General features: G+C 64.6%; 21 protein-coding genes. 16 read left to right on the top strand and 5 right to left on the bottom strand.

Annotated elements, in window-relative coordinates; all coding sequences use genetic code 11:
- The first annotated feature begins 68 nt into the window (after window positions 1-68).
- The 4 genes from pyk (at window position 69) to BN2154_RS12440 (ending at window position 5,788) form a co-directional block, all read left to right on the top strand.
- Window positions 69-1,496: a pyruvate kinase gene (gene pyk / locus BN2154_RS12450; protein ID WP_050619084.1), complete on the top strand. Its 1,428-nt coding sequence runs from the start codon at window positions 69-71 to the stop codon at window positions 1,494-1,496.
- Between the two features lie 164 nt (window positions 1,497-1,660).
- Window positions 1,661-3,679, top strand: coding sequence for an LTA synthase family protein (locus BN2154_RS12445; RefSeq protein WP_242853754.1), 2,019 nt, complete (start codon window positions 1,661-1,663; stop codon window positions 3,677-3,679).
- 136 nt (window positions 3,680-3,815) lie between these two features.
- Window positions 3,816-4,076, top strand: coding sequence for a hypothetical protein (locus BN2154_RS15855; RefSeq protein WP_154666697.1), 261 nt, complete (start codon window positions 3,816-3,818; stop codon window positions 4,074-4,076).
- 122 nt (window positions 4,077-4,198) lie between these two features.
- Complete coding sequence (locus tag BN2154_RS12440) at window positions 4,199-5,788, top strand: MBL fold metallo-hydrolase RNA specificity domain-containing protein (protein WP_050619083.1); 1,590 nt, start codon at window positions 4,199-4,201, stop codon at window positions 5,786-5,788.
- A 57-nt stretch (window positions 5,789-5,845) separates the two neighbouring features.
- Here the strand turns inward: BN2154_RS12440 and BN2154_RS12435 are convergent, their stop codons facing one another.
- Window positions 5,846-6,484, bottom strand: a complete 639-nt coding sequence (locus tag BN2154_RS12435; protein ID WP_050619082.1) for a YitT family protein — start codon at window positions 6,482-6,484, stop codon at window positions 5,846-5,848.
- Window positions 6,485-6,692: 208 nt separating this feature from the next.
- On the opposite strand from BN2154_RS12435, the gene BN2154_RS12430 reads away from it, so the two are divergent.
- The 7 genes from BN2154_RS12430 to BN2154_RS12400 all read left to right on the top strand — a co-directional run bounded on the left by BN2154_RS12430 (window position 6,693) and on the right by BN2154_RS12400 (window position 13,461).
- The gene (locus tag BN2154_RS12430) at window positions 6,693-8,162 is read left to right on the top strand and encodes a phosphate--AMP phosphotransferase (RefSeq protein WP_050619081.1); all 1,470 of its coding nucleotides are present in this window, start codon (window positions 6,693-6,695) and stop codon (window positions 8,160-8,162) included.
- 104 nt (window positions 8,163-8,266) lie between these two features.
- Entirely contained in the window at window positions 8,267-8,539 is a 273-nt protein-coding gene (locus tag BN2154_RS12425) for an autorepressor SdpR family transcription factor (protein ID WP_050619080.1), read from the top strand.
- The gene (locus BN2154_RS12420; protein ID WP_050619079.1) at window positions 8,536-9,195 is read left to right on the top strand and encodes an SdpI family protein; all 660 of its coding nucleotides are present in this window, start codon (window positions 8,536-8,538) and stop codon (window positions 9,193-9,195) included. Before BN2154_RS12425 ends, BN2154_RS12420 begins: the two co-directional genes overlap by 4 nt.
- A 42-nt stretch (window positions 9,196-9,237) precedes the next feature.
- A complete protein-coding gene (locus BN2154_RS12415) occupies window positions 9,238-11,142 on the top strand; it encodes a S41 family peptidase (RefSeq protein ID WP_050619078.1) in 1,905 nt (634 codons plus the stop codon).
- A gap of 23 nt (window positions 11,143-11,165) precedes the next feature.
- Complete coding sequence (locus BN2154_RS12410; RefSeq protein ID WP_050619077.1) at window positions 11,166-12,128, top strand: copper amine oxidase N-terminal domain-containing protein; 963 nt, start codon at window positions 11,166-11,168, stop codon at window positions 12,126-12,128.
- A 122-nt stretch (window positions 12,129-12,250) separates the two neighbouring features.
- Window positions 12,251-12,685, top strand: coding sequence for a MarR family winged helix-turn-helix transcriptional regulator (locus BN2154_RS12405; protein ID WP_050619076.1), 435 nt, complete (start codon window positions 12,251-12,253; stop codon window positions 12,683-12,685).
- On the top strand, window positions 12,682-13,461 hold the full coding sequence (locus tag BN2154_RS12400; protein ID WP_050619075.1) for a sulfite exporter TauE/SafE family protein: 780 nt from the start codon (window positions 12,682-12,684) through the stop codon (window positions 13,459-13,461). The genes BN2154_RS12405 and BN2154_RS12400 overlap by 4 nt, the downstream gene beginning before the upstream one ends.
- 243 nt (window positions 13,462-13,704) lie before the next feature.
- Here the strand turns inward: BN2154_RS12400 and BN2154_RS12395 are convergent, their stop codons facing one another.
- From BN2154_RS12395 to BN2154_RS12385, 3 genes are all read right to left on the bottom strand, one after another.
- Window positions 13,705-14,499, bottom strand: coding sequence for an ABC transporter ATP-binding protein (locus BN2154_RS12395; protein WP_050619074.1), 795 nt, complete (start codon window positions 14,497-14,499; stop codon window positions 13,705-13,707).
- Complete coding sequence (locus tag BN2154_RS12390) at window positions 14,492-15,442, bottom strand: ABC transporter permease (protein ID WP_050619073.1); 951 nt, start codon at window positions 15,440-15,442, stop codon at window positions 14,492-14,494. Before BN2154_RS12390 ends, BN2154_RS12395 begins: the two co-directional genes overlap by 8 nt.
- 108 nt (window positions 15,443-15,550) lie before the next feature.
- On the bottom strand, window positions 15,551-16,585 hold the full coding sequence (locus tag BN2154_RS12385; RefSeq protein ID WP_050619072.1) for an ABC transporter substrate-binding protein: 1,035 nt from the start codon (window positions 16,583-16,585) through the stop codon (window positions 15,551-15,553).
- 199 nt (window positions 16,586-16,784) lie between these two features.
- Here BN2154_RS12385 and BN2154_RS12380 point away from each other — a divergent pair, with 199 nt between their 5' ends.
- Genes BN2154_RS12380 through BN2154_RS12365 form a run of 4 tightly spaced genes read left to right on the top strand, consistent with a single transcriptional unit; the run spans window position 16,785 to window position 19,301 of the window.
- Window positions 16,785-17,507, top strand: a complete 723-nt coding sequence (locus tag BN2154_RS12380; protein WP_050619071.1) for a WecB/TagA/CpsF family glycosyltransferase — start codon at window positions 16,785-16,787, stop codon at window positions 17,505-17,507.
- A gap of 12 nt (window positions 17,508-17,519) precedes the next feature.
- Window positions 17,520-18,209 (top strand): dTMP kinase, encoded by a 690-nt coding sequence (locus BN2154_RS12375; RefSeq protein WP_050619070.1) that lies wholly within the window; start codon window positions 17,520-17,522, stop codon window positions 18,207-18,209.
- A gap of 14 nt (window positions 18,210-18,223) precedes the next feature.
- Entirely contained in the window at window positions 18,224-18,766 is a 543-nt protein-coding gene (locus BN2154_RS12370; protein ID WP_050619069.1) for a DJ-1 family glyoxalase III, read from the top strand.
- Window positions 18,747-19,301 (top strand): 5-formyltetrahydrofolate cyclo-ligase, encoded by a 555-nt coding sequence (locus tag BN2154_RS12365; RefSeq protein WP_050619068.1) that lies wholly within the window; start codon window positions 18,747-18,749, stop codon window positions 19,299-19,301. The genes BN2154_RS12370 and BN2154_RS12365 overlap by 20 nt, the downstream gene beginning before the upstream one ends.
- Window positions 19,302-19,380: 79 nt before the next feature.
- Here the strand turns inward: BN2154_RS12365 and BN2154_RS16120 are convergent, their stop codons facing one another.
- A complete protein-coding gene (locus tag BN2154_RS16120; RefSeq protein ID WP_195892353.1) occupies window positions 19,381-19,593 on the bottom strand; it encodes a hypothetical protein in 213 nt (70 codons plus the stop codon).
- Between the two features lie 68 nt (window positions 19,594-19,661).
- Between BN2154_RS16120 and mltG the strand changes: the two genes are divergently transcribed.
- A complete protein-coding gene (gene mltG / locus BN2154_RS12360) occupies window positions 19,662-20,801 on the top strand; it encodes an endolytic transglycosylase MltG (RefSeq protein ID WP_050619067.1) in 1,140 nt (379 codons plus the stop codon).
- Window positions 20,802-20,826 lie beyond the last annotated feature (25 nt).

Genomic DNA, 20,826 nt, shown 5'->3' with positions numbered 1-20,826 from the left:
GATAGCAAGCGAGGTTTCGATTGAAAGAATTGACCGCCATACAAAGGAACATGGGAGGTTCGCATTTTATGAGAAAGACCAAGGTCGTCTGTACCCTCGGGCCCGCGGCGGACAGCGAGGAGATCATCCGCCAGTTGATTTGTTCGGGCATGAACGCCGCCCGCTTTAATTTTTCCCACGGCACCCACGAGAGCCATCTGGCTCAACTGACCAAGCTCAAGCGAGTCCGAGACGAGATGGGGGTCCCGGTGGCCACCATTCTGGACACCAAGGGGCCGGAGATTCGCATCAAGACCTTTGAAAAGGGCCCCATTACCCTGGAGAGAGGGCAGGACTTTACCCTGACCACCGACGACGTGCCCGGTGACGGGCGGCGGGTGTCCGTCACCTACCAGAACCTCCACGAGGAGCTCAAGCCGGGCCACCGGGTGCTGGTGGACGACGGCCTCATCGAGCTGAGCGTCCGGGAGATCCGGGGCCACGACATCCTGTGCTCGGTGGACAACGGCGGCCCCCTGTCCAGCAACAAGTCCATCAACATCCCCGACGTGCACATCCTGCTGCCCTCCCTGACCGAGAAGGACCGGGAGGACCTGAAGTTCGGCGCGGAGAACGACTTTGACTTCGTGGCCGCCTCCTTCGTCCGCAAGGCCAGCGACATCCGGGACATCCGGGAGTGCCTGCACCAGTACGGCGGGGATGACATCCGCATCATCGCCAAGATCGAGAACCGGGAGGGCGTGGACAACCTGCTGGATATCATCGAGGTGGCCGACGGCGTGATGGTGGCCCGGGGCGATCTGGGGGTGGAGATCCCCGCCCATGAGGTGCCCATCCTCCAGAAGAAGATGATCAAGGCCACCATCCGGGAGGGCAAGCCGGTCATCACCGCCACCCAGATGCTGGATTCCATGATCCGCAACCCCCGTCCCACCCGGGCGGAGGTCTCCGACGTGGCCAACGCCGTGTTCGATGGCACCTCCTGCGTCATGCTCTCCGGCGAGACCGCCTCCGGCAAGTACCCGGTGGAGGCCTTGCAGACCATGGTGGACACCGTGACCGCCGCCGAGGGGGCCATCGACTACTGGGGCCGCTTCCGGGAGCGCAAGACCGTGCCCGAGAGCACCATCAACGACGCCATCACCCATACCTGCTGCCTGACCGCCATGGACCTGGAAGCCAACGCCATCCTCACCGCCACCAATTCCGGCCACACCGCCCGGATGATCTCCCGCTATCGCCCCCCCTGCCCCATCGTGGCCATGTGCCAGACCGAGAAGGTCCGGCGGCAACTGGCCATCTCCTGGGGGGTGAAGCCCTGCCTGTCCGGCACGGTGGATTCCACTGACCGGCTGTTCTCCCTGTGCGTGGAGTGCGCCCGCAAGGAGGGCATGGTGAAGCCCGGCGACACCGTGGTCATCACCGCCGGCGTGCCCATCGGCAAGAGCGGCTCCACCAACCTCATCAAAGCCCAGATCGTCCAGGAAACGCTGTGACAAAACAGAAAAGAAGCCCCCGCCGGAACTTTTCCGGCGGGGGCTCGTCTTATTTCCATAGGATGAATCGTAAAGAAAACGTAAGGCTCTCTTACTTGATTTTTACCCTGCGCAAGTATAAAATGTAACTCAATTTTGCAGATTCAAAGGAAAAGGATACCGTCATGAGCGTACTCAACCCCACAAAATTCCATACCACGCCGGAGCATGCCCTGTCCCGGTTTCACCTGTCCGTCGCGGTCTGGCGGGGCGGGGTCTGGGCCGGACTGGCCCTGTTTGCCGCCGTGCTGGCCGGGCTGCTCTGGTTCGGCATGGACCCCATCCCCGCCGGACTCTGGGCGCTGACCTTCGGCACCCTCACCGCCCTGCGGGTGGACATGGGCCGCAGCCTGGGCCTGCTGCTCTCCCGGCTGTGCTTTGCCCTGGGGCCTCTGGTCTCCTACAGTATGGTGGAGCAGATGAACTGGAACCAGCCCTGGTCCAGCTTCTCCAAGCTCCAGGTGGCCCTGAACCTGGCCTGGTATTACCTGATCGCCTGCGGGCTCTATCTGCTGCTGGGGCGGCGGAACCTGTCCGCCGGGACGGCCCTGACCCTGTGCTTCGCCATCGGCATGGCCAACCGCTACGTCATCCGGTTTCGGGGCCGCACCATCTTCCCCGGCGATCTGCTGACCCTGCGCACCGCCGCCAACGTGGCCGGCAACTACGATTACCGGCTGGACGCCACCCAGCTCCAGTGTCTGCTGGTGCTGGCCCTGTGCCTGCTGGTGCTGTGGAAGCTCCCCCGGCAGCAGGGCCGCAGCCTGCCGCGGCTTTGGATCACCCTCCCCGCGGTGGGTGTGGCGGCGGCCTACCTGGCGGTCTTTTTCGGCACCGGCTTCCTCTCCGCACTGGAGATCGAGCCCTCCATGTGGACCACCCGGGGCAACGGCTTCCTGCTCAATTTCTCGGTCTGTCTGCGCTACTCCAGGGTGTCGGAGCCGGAGGGCTACTCCCAGGAGGCCCTTGACGGCCTGACAGAGGGCTATGCCGCCGGCGCCGCGGCGCAGGGCACCCGGCCGGAGAATCTCATCGTCATCATGAACGAGTCCTTCTCCGACTTGAGCGTGCTGGGCGAAGTGCCCGTCAGCGAGGATTTTCTCCCCTTTTTCCGTTCCCTGAGCGAGAACACCGTCAGGGGAACGGCCTACGCCTCAGTGTTCGGCGGCACCACCGCCAACTCGGAGTACGAGTTCCTCACCGGCAACACCACCGCCTTTCTCCCGGAGGGCACGGTGCCCTTCCACCTCTACGTTGCCGACGGGACCCCCAACCTGGGCGCTCAGATGAAGGCCCTGGGCTACGATACCGTGTTCCTGCACCCCTATCTGGCCTCCGGCTGGAACCGGCGGGCGGTATACGCCGACTTCGGCTTCGACACGGTGCTGTTTCAGGACGACCTCACCGACACCAGCCTTATCCGGGAGTACATCAGCGACCAGTCCGACTATGAGAGCCTGATCCGTCTGTACGAGGAGAAGGAAAAGGGACAGCCGCTCTTCCTCTTTAACGTCACCATGCAGAACCACAGCGGCTATGACAAGCCCTGGGACGGTCTGGAGCGGACGGCGGAGCTCACCGGGGTGCTGGCCGGGCGGTTCCCCACCGTGGACCAGTACCTGTCCCTCATCAAGCAGAGCGACAACGCCTTTCGGTACCTGATCGACTATTTCTCCCAGGTGGAGGAGCCCACCATGATCCTCCTGTTTGGGGACCACCAGCCCCAGGTGGCCACCAGCTTCTATACCAAGATGCTGGGCGGCAGCGAGGACACCTGGGACGCCGCCACCGCCCAGAAGCGCCAGGCGGTGCCCTTCGTCATCTGGGCCAACTACGACATCCCGGAGGCCGAGGGGTTGGAGCTGTCCCTCAACTACCTGTCCGCTCTGTTGGCCGAGACCGCCAACCTGCCCCAGACCGGCTACCAGCAATTTCTGAATGAGCTGCGCCAGACGGTGCCGGTGGTCAATGCCGTTGGCTTCCGGGACACCGACGGCACCTGGGTGCGCCGGCGCAGCCAACTCTCCGCGGGGGCCCAGGCCGCCCTGAAGGAGTACGAGATGCTCCAGTACAATGTGATGTTTGATAAGACTGACGCGACAGCGGACTTTTTCACGCTGCCCACCCGGGAGGAGGCCGGTTGACCGGCCTCCTTTCCGTTTGAAAAGAAGCTTCACTTGCCGTTGGGGTTGCGGCGGCGGAGACTCCGAACGCTGGCCGGCAGGAGGCGGTTCCGGCCGCCATCAAGGCTGCCGCCCAGTACGTCGGAGCCACAAGCCAATGGCCGCATCTATCTCGATCAAAAGTGGATGCGGGCCTGGCGGAGCAATACCTCTCCCTGCCCGGCTCTGGGCCCGGAACGGGTCCGATCTCCGGACCTATGAAAAGAACGGGGTGGAGTACCTGGATACGGAGAGCTATCGGTGTATGGAGGCCTCCTCCGCGCCGGCTCTGTGGGGCGGCCCCAGAGCTTACACCACCATTCAGGCCGACGGCTGCGCCCGCTGGTACCGGGCAGGAGATCTGGCGGCGGATCTGTGAAGAAAAACTGCGGGTCCCTCCGGGGCCCGCAGTTTTTAACTTTTCGTTAACATAACCAAGGGCCTTTACACCCGGCGCGGAAACGTTTAGAATAGTAGCATAGAAAAACAGGGAGGTGCCCCATGAAGTTAACCTTTTTTGGCGCGGCCAAGGCGGTCACCGGAAGCTGCCACTGCCTGGAGGTGGGCGGCAAGAAGATCCTCATCGACTGCGGCCTCCAGCAGGGCAGAGACGAGCGGGACAACCGGGTGCTGGACTTCGCCCCCGGATATATCGACTATGTCATTGTCACCCATGCCCACATCGACCACTCCGGCCGCATTCCCCTGCTGGTCAAGCAGGGCTTCCACGGCAAGATCGTTGCCACCCGCCTGACGGGGCAGCTCATGTCCATCATGCTGCGGGACTCCGCTCACATCCAGGAGTCCGACGCCCAGTGGCAGAACCAGAAGGGCAAGCGGGCGGGCCGGGCGCCGGTGGAGCCCCTCTACACCATCGCAGACGCCGAGGCGGCCTTGGAGCTGGTGACCACCTGTGAGTACGGCGAGCTGGTAGATCTGTGCGAGGGAGTCCGCCTGCGCTTCGTGGACGCGGGCCATCTGCTGGGCTCCGCCTGTGTGGAGCTGTGGCTCATGGAGGACGGGGTCACCAAAAAGATTGTCTTTTCCGGCGACCTGGGCAACCGGGACCAGCCCATCATCCGGGACCCTCAGTACATCGACGAGGCCGACTACGTGGTCATGGAGAGCACCTACGGCGACCGGCTCCACGAGGTGCCGGAGAGCTATACCGAGGCTCTGGCCGCCATCATCGACGAGACCTTTGCCCGGGGGGGCAACGTCATCATCCCCTCCTTCGCCGTGGGCCGTACCCAGGAGCTTTTGTACTTCATCCGTGAGATGAAGGAGCGGGGCCTGGTGAGGACCCACCCGGACTTCCCCGTCTGCGTGGACTCCCCCCTGGCCAACGAGGCCACCCGGATCTTCTCCGGCGACCTGCATGGCTATCTGGACGAGGCCGCCATTGAGGCCCTGAAGGGCGGGGCGCTGTTCCAGTTCCCGGGCCTGACCCTCACCGAGTCCAGCGAGGAGTCCAAGGCCCTGAATCTGGACAAAGCCTCCAAGGTCATCATCTCGGCCTCCGGTATGTGCGACGCCGGGCGCATCCGGCACCATTTGAAGCACAACCTGTGGCGGCCGGAGTCCACCATCGTCTTCGTGGGCTACCAGGCCGAGGGCTCCCTGGGCCGGGCCCTGCTGGAGGGGGCCTCCTCCGTGCGCCTGTTCGGCGAGGAAATCGCCGTCCGGGCCCGCATCGTCAACTTCAAGGGTATGTCCTCCCACGCAGACCGGGATCACCTGCTGGCCTGGGTCGGGCACTTTGCCCCCCATCCCAGCCATGTGTTCGTGGTCCACGGGGACGCCCCGGTGACCGAGATCTTCGCCCAGCGCCTGCGGGACGCGGGCATCTCCGCCCACGCCGCCGAGTACGAGGAGGTCTACGACCTGGCGGCGGACCGGATGCTGGCGGCCGGAGTGCCTCTGCCGCCCAAGGCGGTGTCCGCGGTCAGCGGCTCTCCCGCCTACCGGAAGCTGGAGAGTGCCGGACAGAACCTGCTGGAGACCATCCGCCACAACAAGGGCGGCACCAACAAGGACCTGGCTCAGTTCGAGAAGGAGCTCATGGCCCTCATCCAAAAGTGGGACCGATAAGCAGCAAAAAAGCGGCCCGAAGCACTCTGCTTCGGGCCGCGCCGCTTCCAGACGGAATCAGGCGTCCACGGCGGTCTCCGCCTCGGGCGCCCGGACGCCCAGACGCTGTACCCGGCCGATGACCACCGAGGAGATGGTGACGGTGACCAGGGAATAGACGATGCGGGCAAAGGGGATATAGGTCAGGGAGAGCAGCAGTACCGCCAGATCGGTGAACAGGTAGCACCGGGAGATGGGCCAGCGGCTCACATGGGCGATGGTGAGGGCCAGAGCGTCGTCCCCGCCGCAGGCGCCGCCGATGCGCACCACCAGCCCCACCCCCAGCCCCACAAAGAGCGCGCCCAGAATGGCGGCGGCCATGGGAAAGGTGGACAGGTCGGGCAGCAGGGGCGGGAACTGCTCCCACAGGGCGTGGGAGGCGGCGAAGGCCAGACTGGCCGCCACGGCGTACTTGGCAAAGGCGTTGCCCAGAAAATGCCAGGCCAGCAGATAGCAGGCGATGTCCATAACGGGGCTGGTGATGGCGGGGGAAAGACCGAACCAGTGCTGGAGCAGCAGAGTCATGCCCAGCACGCCGCCTTCGGTGACGCCGGTGCGCTCATGGATGTTGTAAAGCCCGAAGGAGAGAATGCAGGCGCCCAAAACGATGATAAGGTACAAAAACACCGGTTTTTCCAGGCTCTTGCGGGTAAACATAATAAAACTCCTCACACATTTTGCTGTTTACAGTATAGCAGAAAACCCGGCCCCGCGCAAAGCGGAAGGAAGAGGATAGACCGGAATAGAGCGGGATAGGGCCCAACGGCGGCCCCGGTCCTCCGGCCTCCTCCCATCTCCGCCCATCTCCTCGGATTTCTGCTGGGGCCGGTGGTGGGACAAAATCTCGGAAAAGAAGGAACGTACCATGCTGGAACAGAAACAGGAACGGGCGGCGGCGCTGCCCAGGGAAGCGGAAAAAAAGGCGATCAAGGTCCTGCAGAAGGAGCTGGCCGCCCTGCAGCAGCCCCTGCGGGCGGCGGGGGTGCCGGTGCTCCTGGTCTTTGAGGGCTGGAGCGCTGCGGGCAAGGGGAGCATGATCGCCAAGGTCATCTCCGAGATGGACCCCCGGGGCTATCAGGTCTATTCGGCGGCGGAGCCCACCGACGAGGAGGCGCGGCGGCCTCTGCTGTGGCCCTTCTGGAGAGATCTGCCCCCCAGGGGGGAGGCGGCCGTGCTGGATCGAAGCTGGTACGGCCGGGTGCTGGAGCAGATGGAGGCGGAGCACGGCCGGGCCGGGGCGCTGTTGGAGTCGGTGAACATCTTCGAGCGGCAGTTGGGAGACGACGGCTATCTGATCCTGAAGTTCTTCCTGCACATCAGCCAGGGGGAGCAGAAAAAACGGCTGGAGAAGCTGTCCGGCGACCCGGCCACCGCCTGGCGGGTCACCGACCGGGACTGGCGGCGCAACCGGGACTACCGGCGGCATCTGGAGGCCGCCGACCTGCTGCTGGAGGCCACCGACACGCCCCACGCCCCCTGGCATGTCATCTGGAACGAGGAGAAGGGGGCGGGGACTCTGGAGGTGCTGACCATCATCCGGGACGCCCTGGCCGCCGCCGTCCGGGAGGGGGCCCCGCGGCCGGTTCCTGCCGCCGTCCGGCGCTTCCCCCTGCGGGAGGTCCCTCCGCTCTCCGCCGTGGACCTGAGCCCCAAGGTGTCCGACGAGGACTACCACCGGGAACTGAAGAAGGAAAAGAAAAAGCTCCAGAGGCTCCACAGCGCCCTCTACCGGGAAAAGGTACCGGTGGTCATCGGCTTTGAGGGCTGGGACGCCGCCGGGAAGGGGGGCACCATCCGGCGGCTGTCCTGGGCCCTGGACCCCCGTGGGTTCGACGTGGTGCCCATCGCCGCGCCCCCGCCCGACGCTCTGGCCCGCCACTACCTGTGGCGGTTCTGGAGGGAGCTGCCCCAGGACGGCCATGTGGTGCTCTTCGACCGCACCTGGTATGGCCGGGGGATGGTGGAGCGCATTGAGGGCCTGACCTCCGAGGTGCGCTGGAGGCAGGCCTACGATGAGATCAACGCCTTTGAGAAGGAGCTGAGCGACTGGGGGGCGGTGGTCCTGAAGTTCTGGCTCCAGATCGACCCGGACGAACAGCTCCGCCGGTTTACCGCCCGGCAGGAGACCCCGGAGAAGCAGTACAAGATCACCGACGAGGACTGGCGTAACCGGGAGAAGTGGGACCGGTACGAGGCGGCGGTGGACGAGATGCTGCAAAAGACCTCCACGGAGTACGCTCCCTGGGTGATCGTGGAGAGCAACGACAAAAAATATGCCCGGCTCAAGGTGCTCAAGACCGTGCGCAAGGCCCTGGAGCGGCGTCTGGAGGACTGAAAGAGCAAGCGCGTTTTGATTTCCATCAAAACGCGCTTGCTTTTTTGGCGCCGGACTGCTATATTTTATTTAGATAGAAATCAAAATGAACGGGGGACGGTTTTATGGGCTTTCAGGAGACCTTCAAGGCCCTCTCCGACCCGACCCGGCGGGAGATCCTGGCTCTTTTGAAGGATGGGGCCAGGACGGCGGGAGACATCGCCGCCCAGTTCGCCATGACGGGGGCCACGGTGTCCCATCACCTGGCGGTGCTCCGTCAGGCGGGGCTCATCGACCAGGACAAGCGGGGGAAATTCATCTACTACGAGCTCAACATGACAGTGCTGGACGAGATCACCGGCTGGATTGCCGGGCTGCAGGGAGGGGACGCCACATGACGAAAAAAAGCGCATGGATCGTGCTGTGTCTGTTGGCTCTGGCGCCTGTGGCGCTGGTGGCCGCCTGCTACGGCGCTCTGCCCGACCGGGTGCCCACGCACTGGGGTCTGGACGGGACGGTGACCTACGGCCCGAAAGCCCTGCTGTGGCTGTTCGCCCTGCTCTCCCCGGCCCTGACGGCGCTGCTGCGCCTGCTTCCCAGGCTGGACCCCCGAAGGGGAAATTACGCCCGCTTCCAGCGCTGCTACGATGGCTTCTGCGCGGCCCTGCTGCTGTTCCTGCTGACCCTGACGGCGGTGACCCTGGTGGAGGCCCTCCGGCCCGGCACGCTGTCGGTGGGCCGGGTGGTGACCCTGGCGCTGGGGGTGTTACTGGCCTTTTTGGGCAACCGGCTGCCCAAGGTGAAGAGCAATTTCTTCCTGGGCTTCAGGACTCCCTGGACCCTCTCCGACCCCGACGTGTGGAACCGCACCCACCGGGCGGGGGGCATCCTGTTTTTCGCCTTGGGGGCGGCGCTGGTGCCCTGCGGTCTCTTCCTGCCGGAACAGGCGGCCTTCGGCGTGCTGCTGGCGGGAGTCCTCGCCGCCTCCCTGACACCGGTGGTCCTGTCTTATATTTGGTATCGTCAAAAGGTGGACAAGGACGGACGGCGATGATAGAATGAAGGCAGCTTTGGAAAAGTAAAGGAGAACTGCCCCATGAAAAAAAGCGTGTTCCAGCGCGCGGCGGCCCTGCTGCTGGCGCTTGTTACGGTCCTGCCGCCGGCGGCGGGGGCCATCACCGTGGAGGAGGCCCGGGACCTCCTGCGCGAGAGCTACGTCGATCCCATCGACGAGGAGATTCTGGCCCTGCCTACCATCCAGGAGATCACCGACGCCCTGGGCGATCCCTACACCTACTACATGACGGCGGAGGAATATCAGCGGTTTCAGGATTCCCTCAGCGATACCGCCGTGGTGGGCATCGGCGTCATGGCGGGCTACAGCAAGGAGGGCCTGGTGATCTCCGGCGTGGCGCCCGACTCTCCGGCGGCCCAGGCCGGCCTTCGGGTGGGGGACGCCATCGTGGCGGTAGACGGCACCACCCTGGAGGAGGCCGGGAGCAGCGAGGCCCTGGCCCTGCTCGTCCCCGGCGAGCGCGGCACCGACGTGCAGGTGACCGTCCTGCGGGACGGCCAGACCTTCACCGCTACCATGACCCGGGCGGAGGTGGTCTTTCCCACCGCCACCGGCCAGGTGGTGGACGGACATATCGGCTGGCTGGAGGTGTCCAGCTTCGGCGAGAACACCGGCGACTATTTTGAGCAGTACATTCTGGAAGAGAACGAGCAGGCCGACCGCTGGGTGGTGGACCTGCGGGGCAACCCCGGCGGCTACGGCAGCGCCGTCATCCAGGCCCTGGGCTATTTCCTGGGCAACCAGAACGTGGCCTACCTGATGGGCCGGGACCTGCGGCCCGCGGCCTGGCGGCCCAACCCCTTCCCTGTGGAGATACCGCCTCTCACCGACGAGCCGATGATCGTGCTGGTGGACGGGGCCTCCGCCAGCGCCTCCGAGCTCTTTGCCGGGGCCGTCCGGGATTACCGGGCCGCCCTCGTCATCGGCGCGCGCACCTACGGCAAGGGCATCGCCCAGAACGTCTTTGAGCTGGAGGACGGCTCGGCCTTTAAGATCACCACCGACCGCTACTACTCCCCCTACTGGGTCACCCCGGATCGCTCCGGCGTGCTGCCCAACCTGGTGGTGGACCCCGACCTGGCCGACGGGGTGGCCCGGCTGCTCTCCGGCAAGCCGGTGGAGAAGGCCGGCTCCGACGTGCTGGTCATCGAGCTGGTGGACCGGCAGTGGTACGTCCATAAGGACGAGGCCGTCAGCAGCGACTACCGCCCCGCTTTTGCCCAGCTCCTGGCCGCACTGGCCCCCCATACGCCCATGACCCTGAACGGCAAGGAGGTCACCCCGGCCCAGGTCTCCGCCGCCTGGGGCGTGGACTATGACTCCCGCTGGTTCAGCGACGTGGACGGCACGGACTACGCCGATGAGAGCAACGCCCTGGCCGTTTTGGGGGTGCTCAACGGCGATGAGAACGGCGCCTTTGATCCCGATGGAGAGCTGACCCGGGCCGAGCTGTGCGCCCTGGTGGTCCAGGCCATGGGCTACTGGTGCTGGCAGAGCCAGGGCCGGGCGCCCTTTGCCGACGTGCCTGAGGACGCCTGGTACGCCAACGCCGTGGACATCCTGTATCATTTGGGCCTGCTCCAGGGGGATGAGAAGGGCAACTTCAACCCCGATGCCCTCATCGACCACCAGCAGTTCCTGACTATCCTGGCCCGGGTGGGGTCCCAGGCGGATATGACGGTCCGTCAGGCCGTCACCGACGCCGCCGAGCTGGACCACAGCGCCGCCGCTGCCTTCGGCGCCTGGGCGCAGGACGCCGTGCTGGCGTTGGACGAACTGGATATCCTGCTGGAGCCCCTGACGGATATGGACCCCACCGCCGCCACCACTCGCGCCGAGGCCGCCGCACTGATGTACAACTTTATGGCCTACTCCGGCATCCTTACTTCTGTGGAGACCGGGGAAGCGGCGGAGGCCGCGGCCTGAGCACCGAAGAGAGGAGAAGAAGAATGAGATACTTCAGACGCATCCTGTCCGCCGCCCTGTCCGCCGCGCTGCTGGTCACCGGAGTCTGCGCAGCGGAGGGCAGCGTGGAGCTCACCGCCGGGACCCAGGCCGAGGGGCCTGTCCTGGTGTGGGGTACGGTGCAGGAAATCGGGGAGGGCCGAATCCGGTTGGAAAACAGCAATGACCAGGACCCCTACCGCGAGATCGTCCTCGTCGTTGGGCCGGAGACCGCCATCCTGGACGCCGTCACCGGCGCGCCCAGGATTTTTGCGGACCTGCAGGAAAACGAGACCCTGTACGCCTATGTAGGGCCGGCTATGACCATGAGCCTGCCGCCCGTAGCCAGCGCCCAGGTGGTGCTGTGCGGCATCCCCGCCGACTTCGGGGCGCCCACTTATGCTGAGGTGCAGGCGGTGCGCGGCCGGGGGGACGGCGGCGTGGACGCCTATGTCACCGGCGACGTGATTCTCCACCTGAGCGCCGATACGGAGCTGACGGCCTATCGCACCAAAAACATCGTGGGGCTGGACGACATCCGGCCGGGCGTCCGGCTCCTGTCCTGGTACGATATCGTGACCCTCTCACTGCCCGCCCAGGCCACCCCCGCCAAGGTCCTGGTGTTTCCCTATGGGTACGAGGGCTACGTCACCGTATCGGAGGGGACTGTGAGCCTGGACGGCGAGCCGGTGGGCGAAGCCCGCACGGCGGAGGGACAGACGATGGTTCCCGTCCGGGCGTTGGCCGAGGCCCTGGACTGCACTGTGACCTGGCAGGCCGATACCAACGCCGTATCCGTGGTCCGGGGGGAGGAAGTCCTCTACCGCTTTGTGATTGGGAGCGGAACCGTGGAGCGGGATGGCGGTGAGACGGTGGTGGCGACCTTTGCGGAGAACGGCGTCACGTTTATGCCGCTGGAGGCCCTGGCCTGGCTCCATGCCCTGAAGGTGGAGACCCCCTGGCCCTGATTGCCCTTTTTCACCAGAAAAAGCACAAGGCTGCAAGCAGCCTTGTGCTTTTTTGCGTTTGCGCAAAAAATAAAAATAGTATAAAATAAAACCGTTAAAAATAGAACAAATGGAGGCACAATATGAGAGAACGGGATATGGCGATCCAAGGTGTCCGCACCCTCAAACGGGCCTATGACGCGGCGCTGAAGCCTGTGGCGGAGGCCCATGGCCTGACCAGGAATGAGGTGGACGTACTGCTGTTTTTGGCCAACAACCCGGGGTACGATACGGCCCGGGACATCGTGGAGCTGCGGGGATTGACCAAGTCCCATGTCTGCCAGTCGGTGGACGGGCTGACCCGCCGGGGCTGGCTGTCCGGCGTCCAGGACGGGCAGGACCGGCGCAGGGTCCATCTGAGTCTGCTCCCTGCCGCCCAGACCGCCGTGGCGGCTGCCCAGGCGGTCCAGCGGGATTTCTTTGTCCGGCTCTACCGGGGCGTGTCCCAGGAGGAGCGGGAGACCCTGGAGCGGGTCCAGGAAAAAATGCTTTCCAATCTCAAGGAGGCCCAGCAATGACCATCTGTGTGACCAGTATCCTCGTCTGCATCGTCGCCGGCCTGGGAGCGGGTATCGGCACCGGCCTGGCCGGGCTGTCCGCCGCCGCCGTCATTTCCCCCATGCTCATCACCTTCCTGGGCTTCCCGGCCTATCAGGCCGTGGGGATCGCCCTGGCCTCCGACGTGCTGGCCTCGGCGGTGTCGGCCTATACCTACGGGAAGAACAAGAACCTGGACATCAAAAACGGCCTCATCATGCTGTGCACCGTGCTGATCTTCACCCTGATCGGCAGTTGGGTGGCCTCGCTGGTGCCCAACACGGCCATGGGGAACTTCTCCGTATTCATGACCTTCCTGCTGGGCGTCAAGTTCATCGTCCGACCTGTCATGACCACCAAGGAGGTGCAGGCGGAGAAGGACCACCGCACCAAGGCGGTGCAGTCCATGGTCTGCGGCACAGTGATCGGCTTCATCTGTGGCTTTATCGGGGCGGGGGGCGGCATGATGCTGCTGCTCATCCTCACCAGCGTGCTGGGCTACGAACTCAAGACCGCTGTGGGTACCAGCGTCTTTATCATGTCGTTCACGGCCTTTACCGGGGCGGTGTCCCACTTCGTCATCGGCGGCCTGCCCGACCCGTTCGCGCTGATCCTGTGCGTCGTTGCTACCTTTGTCGGAGCCAGGGTATCGGCGGTGTTTGCCAACCGGGCTGAGCCCGCCGCGCTCAACCGCATCACCGGCATCGTGCTGGCGGTGCTGGGGCTGGCCATGATCGCGGTCAGACGGTTCTCCTGAGAGGGCAAACAGCGGCCCGGACCAGGTGGTCCGGGCCGCTGTTGCATTGAGTTAGGACAGTAGCAGCTTGTCGTCGGCCTCGTCGCTGCCGCTGATCCCCGCGGGACGGGTCCCGCGGGGGCCATTAAGATCATACCTGCTCGGGGCGAATCAATCGCCCCTGCGCCAAGGTTTGACCGTTCCGGTCAAACGCTTGTCCGGCGCTTATCGCGCCGCCCCGCCTTGCGGGGCCCCGGCCGGCGGCTACGACAGCAGCAGCTTGTCGTCGGCCTCGTCGCTGCCGCTGGCCTTGCTGAACAGCTCCAGCAGGGCCTCTACCGTCAGCTTTTTCTTCTCCTCGCCGGATACGTCCACGGCAATGCGGCCCTCGTACATCATGATGAGCCGGTTTCCGTGGGCAATGGCATCGCGCATGTTGTGGGTGATCATCAGGGTGGTCAGCCGGTCCCGCTGGACGATCTTCTCGGTGGCGTCCAGCACCTTGGCGGCGGTCTTGGGGTCCAGGGCAGCGGTATGCTCGTCCAGAAGCAGCAGCTTGGGCTTCTGGAGGGTGGCCATCAGCAGGGTCAGGGCCTGCCGCTGGCCGCCGGAGAGCAGCCCCACCTTGGAGGTGAGCCGGTCCTCCAGACCCAGATCCAGGATCTTGAGCAGCTCTTTGTACTCCTCCCGCTCCTGCTTGGTGATGCCGACGCGGAGGGAGCGGCTTTTACCGCGACGCATGGCCAGCGCCAGATTCTCCTCGATCTGCATGGTGGCGGCGGTGCCCATCATGGGGTCCTGAAAGACCCGACCGATGTACTGCGCCCGCTTAAATTCCGGCAGATGGGTCACGTCTGCGCCGCCAACGACGATGCTTCCCTCGTCCACCGGCCACACGCCGGCCACGGCGTTGAGCAGGGTGGACTTGCCGGCGCCGTTACCGCCGATGACGGTGACGAAGTCGCCGTCGGCCAAGGTGAGACTGACGCCCCGGAGGGCCTGTTTTTCGTTGACGGTGCCGGCGTTAAAGGTCTTGTGGATATTCCGAATCTCAAGCACGGTCGGCGCCCCCCTTCTTGACGGGTTTGGAGAAGTATTTCCCCTTCCAGTAGGGGACGGACAGGAACACGGCCACCACGGCGGCGGAGAGCAGCTTGAGGTAGTTGGGGTTCATACCCATGGAGAGCACCACCTGGAGAACGATGTAATAGAGAATAGCGCCGATGGACACGGCCAGCAGCAGCAGGGCGAAGTTGTGGAATACCTTGCTGAAGATGACCTCGCCGATGATGACGGCGGCCAGACCGATGACGATGGCGCCGCGGCCCATGTTGATCTCGCAGGCGCTGTTATACTGGACCAGCAGGGCGCCGGACAGAGCCACCAGGCCGTTGGAGATCACCAGGCCCAGCACCTTGGTAAAGTCGGTATTGATGCCCTGGGCCCGTGCCATGTTGGCGTTGGAGCCGGTGGCCCGGAGAGAACAGCCCAGCTCCGTGCCGAAGAACCAGTAGAGGATGGCGATGACGGCGGCGGTGAACAGGCCCACCACGAAGATGGGGTGGCGGTAGAAGGGGCGGGTGCCCTTGGCCACGTCCTGCACGAAGCGCAGGGAGACCAGCAGGCTGTTCAGCGTGTCGGGGTTGGTCACGTTGACGGCCACGCTGGCCTTCATGCCCATGATGGCCATGTTCACCGACCACAGGCCCAGTTGGGTGAGGATGCCGGCCAGGATGGCGGGAATACCGCATAGGGTGTGGAGCAGGCCTGTGACCAGACCGGCCAGCATCCCCACGGCTACGGCCGCCAGCAGCGCCAGCCAGATGTTGGCGCCAGTGGTGAAGAGCATGACGAAGACGGCGCCGCCGGTGCAGAAGGAGCCATCGACGGTCAAATCTGCGATGTCCAGGATCTTGTAGGTGATAAAGACGCCGATTGCCATGATGCCCCAGATCAGGCCCTGAGACACGGCTCCTGGCAGCGCGCTGATGAATCCGAGCATAGTTGGATGTTCCCCCTATCAAAATGAAAGCAATACACGTCAACAGTATAGCAAAAAACAGCGGAAAAGGGAAGAGCCCGTTTCCGCTGTTTTGGGAAAGAGTGAAAGTTACCCGGCCGAGATGACCTCGTAGCCGTCGGGGGGGGTCAGCCCCAGGTCGGCGCAGATGGCCTCGTTAAACTTTTTGGTGAACTGGGGGGCATATTCGATGGGCATTTCGGAGACGTTGGACTCGCCGGTGAGAATCTTCACGGCCATTTTGCCGGTGGCCACGCCCAGGTCGTAGTAGCTGATGGACAGGGTGGCCACGCCGCAGCCGGCGCAGATGCCCTCTTCCCCGGTAAAGACGGGGATCTTGCCGTGGCAGATATTGTCTACAATGCCGGCGTTGTTGGCCGCGGTGTTATCCGTGGGGACATAAAGAAGCTCGTTGTTGTCCGCGGCGTTCTGGGTGACGGAGGCCATGTCGTTGGTGTCGGAGAAGGGATACTGGGTGCAGGTGTAGCCCAGCTTTTCCAGCTCGGCCTGGACCACATCCACCTGGTACTGGCTGTTGGGCTCGGCAGAGCAGTAGAGCAGGCCGACGGTCTTGGCGTCGGGGAACCACTCCTTGATCATGGCAGCCTGCTGGTCCAGGGGGGCCAGGTCGGAGGTGCCGGACACATTGGTGCCCACGGTGCCGGTAAAGCCGTCGATGCCCAGGGCCACGCCGTATTCCGTAACGGAGGTGCCCAGTACGGGGATGTCGCCGGTGGCGGAGGCCGCGGCCTGGAGGGCGGGGGTGGCGTTGGCCATGATCAGGTCCACACCGTCCGAGACGAAGCCGTTGACGATGGTGGCGCAGGTGGGGCTGTCGCCAGCGGCATTGCCGTCCTTAAACTCCACCTGGCCGGGCAGGGCCTCCTCGATGGCGTCCTTAAAGCCCTGGGTGGCGGCGTCCAGCGCCACGTGGGGGGCGAGCTGGCAGATGCCCACCACATACTGCTCACCGGCGGCGGGGGCGCTTTCGGCGGGCTGGGAGGCGGAGGGAGCGGGCGCGCTGGCGCTGGGAGAGGGGCTGGCGGAGCCGCTGCCGCAGGCGGCCAGAGAGACTGACAGGGCCGCCGCCAGAGCAAGAGCGGCAATTTTCGACAGTTTCTTCATTTCATTCATCCTTCCCGTTGTGCAGGTTGATTACTTTAGCGCTTTTAGGTGTTAAAGTATTATCTGCATTATAAGCACTTTGCGGGGAAATGTCAACCCTAAATTTTTTGTGAAGTTTTTAGCCCGAGACAGGTTACAATGGACTTTTGCGGCCCTCTATGGTACAATCAATCCGACTTTAATATTGGAGGCATGTGCCTTGCGAACGGAAATCCTCGGCGTAGGCTTTGACGATCTGACCCTGGCGGAGGCGGTGGCCGCGGGCCGCGCCCTGCTGGATGGGCAGGGGTGCCACTATGTGGTGACCCCCAATCCCGAGCTGGTGAACACCGCCCGGGCCGACCCGGCGTTCCGGGAGGCCCTCAACGGGGCCGACCTGGTGCTCCCCGACGGCATCGGCGTGGTATACGCCGCCAAAATTTTGGGCAGACCCTTAAAGGGGCGCTGCCCCGGCATCGACTTTGCCGCCGGCCTCATGGCGGAGATGGCCCGGGAGGGCAGGCGACTGTACCTGCTGGGGGCCAAGCCCGGGGTGGCGCAGGCCGCCGCCCGCAATCTGGAGGCCAAATACCCCGGCCTGAACATCTGCGGCGTCCACGACGGCTACTTCCAGGACGACGGTCCGGTGGTGGAGGACATCCGTTCCGCCGCGGCTGACGCGGTGTTTGTCTGCCTGGGTGCGCCCAAGCAGGAGTTCTGGATGGTAAAGAACGGCCCGGCTACCGGGGCCAAGCTGCTGGCCGGGCTGGGCGGGTCCCTGGACGTGTTTGCCGGCGTTACGGAGCGGGCTCCGGAGGCCTGGCAGAAGCTGGGCCTGGAGTGGCTCTACCGGCTGACCAGGGAGCCCAGGCGCATCGGCCGCATGGCCAAGCTGCCCTTGTTCCTGGTCTCCGCCCTGGCAGCCCGGGGAAAGAGCAAGTAAGGAGGCAGAGTCATGGCAGGCAGGCTCATCGTCCTGGAGGGCACCGACGGGTCGGGGAAATCCACCCAGTTCTCCCTCCTGTGCGGGCATATGGACCGGGAGGGCAGACCCTTCCGCAAGCTGATTTTCCCCCAGTATCAGGAGCCCTCGTCGGCCCTGGTCAAGATGTACCTGAACGGAGAATTCGGACCCCACCCCTCCGACGTGAACCCCTACGCCGCTTCGACCTTCTATGCCGTGGACCGCTACGCCTCGTATCAAAAGGTGTGGGGCACGGCGTACCGGGCGGGGGAGCTGATCCTCTCCGACCGCTATACCACCTCCAACGCCGTCCACCAGACCGGAAAGCTCCCCGAGGGGGAGTGGGAGGAGTTTCTCCGCTGGCTTTTTACCTTTGAGTACGGCAGGCTGGGCCTGCCGGAGCCCGATCTGGTGCTCTGGCTGGATATGCCCACCGAGCGGGCGGTGGAGATGCTTCGCCGCCGGGAGGGGGAGACCCACACCAAGGGGGACATCCACGAGGTGGACACGGCCTATCTGGCCCGGTGCCGGAGCGTGGCGGCCACCGCCGCCCGGCTGGGCGGCTGGAAGCGGATCTCCTGTGTGGACGGCAGCGGCCGGGTCCGCGCTCAGGAGGAGATTCACCGCGAGATCTGGGGCGCCGTCGCCCCGCTGCTGGATTCCAATGCAAAAAATGCTTGAGGAGGCCGAAGGGTATGGTCTATATTTTGTTGGGTGAGGGATTTGAAGAGGCCGAGGCCGTGGTGCCCGCCGACCTGCTGCGGCGGGCGGGAGTCCAGGTGGCCCTGGTGGGTCTGGGCGGGCTGCAGGTCACCGGCGGCCACGGCATTACGCTCCGCGCCGACATGGCGCTGGAGCAGGTGGACGCCGAGGCCATGGAGATGCTGGTGCTTCCCGGAGGACTGGGGGGCGTGGAGGCCATCCAGAAAAACCACTTTGCCCAGGGCCTGATCCAAAAGGCGTGGGACAAGGGCTGCTGGTTGGCGGCCATCTGCGCCGCTCCCACCATCCTGGCCCATGCGGGACTGCTGGACCGCCGGAAGGCGGTGTGCTACCCCGGGATGGAGGAGCAGATGGGCTCCGCGGTGGTCCAGCCGGGACAGCGGGTGGTGACCGATGGCCGGATCGTCACGGGGGAGGGCCCCGGGTCCTCTTTTGACTTCGGGCTGAAGCTGGTGGAGGCCCTGCTGGGCGCGGCGGAGGCGGAGAAGGTGCGCCATGCCGTCCACTATCGCTGAGGAAAAGGCGGAGCTCCGGGCGTGGATACAGGTGGAATCCGCCTTCCGCTCCCCCGCCGCCCGGCGGGTGAGCGATGCGGCGCTGCACGCCAGGTTCCTGGCGCTGCCTCAGGTGCGCCTGGCCCGGACGCTGCTGCTCTTTTGGGGGGTGGGCACTGAGCCGGATACCCTCCCCCTCATCGACGAGCTGCTGGCCCAGGGCAAGCGGGTGGCCCTGCCGCGGTGCCTGCCCCACCGGGGCATGGAGGCCCGGCTCATACGGGGCCGGGAGGGGCTTGTCCCCGGCGTCTTCCGCATTCCGGAGCCGGGAGAGGACTGCCCTGTGGCGGCGCGGGACGAGATCGACGTGATCCTGGTGCCCAACCTGTGCTGCGACCGGGAAGGCTACCGGCTGGGCCACGGCGGAGGGTACTACGACCGCTATTTGGCGGGCTACCGGGGCTTTACGGTGGCCTTTTGCCCCCGCTTCCTGCTCTTGGACCGGGTGCCCCGGGACGAACGGGACGTGCCTGTACGCCTGGTGCTTACCGACTGAAGCAGAACAGGCGCGTGGGGCGGGACATGATGTCCCGCCCCACGCCGGAGGATACAGAACGCTAAGTAAGGATCGGACCTCAGCAGCAGGGATCGCAGCCGCAGTTATTGTTGCAGCCGCATCCGCAGCCGCAGTTGTTGCCGCACCCGCAGCCGGAACCGCCCCAGCCGCCGCAGCAGCAGCAAATGATGATGATGATCAGGATGATCCAGCAGCAGCCGCCGCCGCCACCCCAGCCATTGTTACCACAGCACATATTGTTTTTCACCTCACTTGTTCTTGTCTGCGCCATTCTATGTGGCCGGACAGGGGCGGGTTCCGCGGCGAGGAGAAAATATTTCAGCGAGGAGATTTGACACTATGGATGCAAGAAGAAGAGAGCAGGGCCGCAGGCAGGCGCCCCGGCAGCCCCGTGCCGACGGCCGCTCCGCGGCTCCGCGGAAAAAGCGGCGCCACAGGCGCAGCGGCGCCGCGTGGGCCCTTCTGTACGTGGTCTTCGTCATCGGCATTTCCGCCCTGCTGGCCTCCCTGGGCTGGATGTGGGCTGGGGACGTCCTGGCCCTCAACAAAGACGAGCACACCGCCGTCATCACCGTCAGCGAGGGGGAGACCTTCCATGAGGTGACGAATGAGCTCCATGAAAACGGCATCATTGAGTACAAATGGCTGTTCAATCTCTTCGCTACCGTCACCAAGGGGAAGGAGAAGCTGGTCCCCGGCATGTACGAGCTCAACACCGAGATGGACTATCGGGCCATCATCGCCAACCTGGGCTCCAAATCGGTGAGCCGGGTGGAAATCTCGGTGACGATTCCCGAGGGCTACACCGTCATGCAGATCTTCAAGCTCCTGGAGGAGAAGGGGGTCTCCACGGTGGACAAGCTCACCGAGCAGGCGGCCAGCTACAACTATAAGTTCTCCTTCCTCCAGGAGATCCCCCTGGGGGACTATCGGCGGCTGGAGGGCTATCTCTTCCCGGACACCTACCGCTTCTATATGGGAGAGGACCCCAAGACGGTGCTGAACAAGATGATCGCCAACTTTGACCGGAAGTTTACCGACGACATGCGCCAGCAGGCGGCCGACATGGGCTACAGCGTCCATGACATCGTCAACATCGCCTCCATGATCGAAAAGGAGACCGACGGCAGCGACCAGACCCACATCGCTTCGGTCATCTACAACCGGCTCAAAGGCACGGCCACCAACGGCTACCTCCAGATCGACGCCACCATCCAGTATATCCTGCCTGAGCGGAAGGAGAAGCTGACGGCGGAGGACCAGGCCATTGACGACCCCTACAACACCTATCAATACGCCGGCCTGCCGGCGGGCCCCATCTCCAACCCGGGCATCGCCTCCCTCCGCTCCGCGCTGAATCCGCAGAACACCAGCGATTACTACTACGCCCTGGGCGACGACGGGGTCCATCACTTCTTCCAGACCTACGACGCGCAGCAGCGTTTCATCCAGAGCCAGGCGCTCTATCAGAACGGATAACCAAAGAGACAGAGGGGGCCGGCGG

The organism is Intestinimonas massiliensis (ex Afouda et al. 2020) (genome assembly GCF_001244995.1).
Taxonomy (GTDB): Bacteria; Bacillota; Clostridia; order Oscillospirales; family Oscillospiraceae; genus Intestinimonas; species Intestinimonas massiliensis.
The sequence above is the reverse complement of the archived record's forward strand: the minus strand, read 5'-3'. Positions and strand labels throughout refer to the sequence as shown.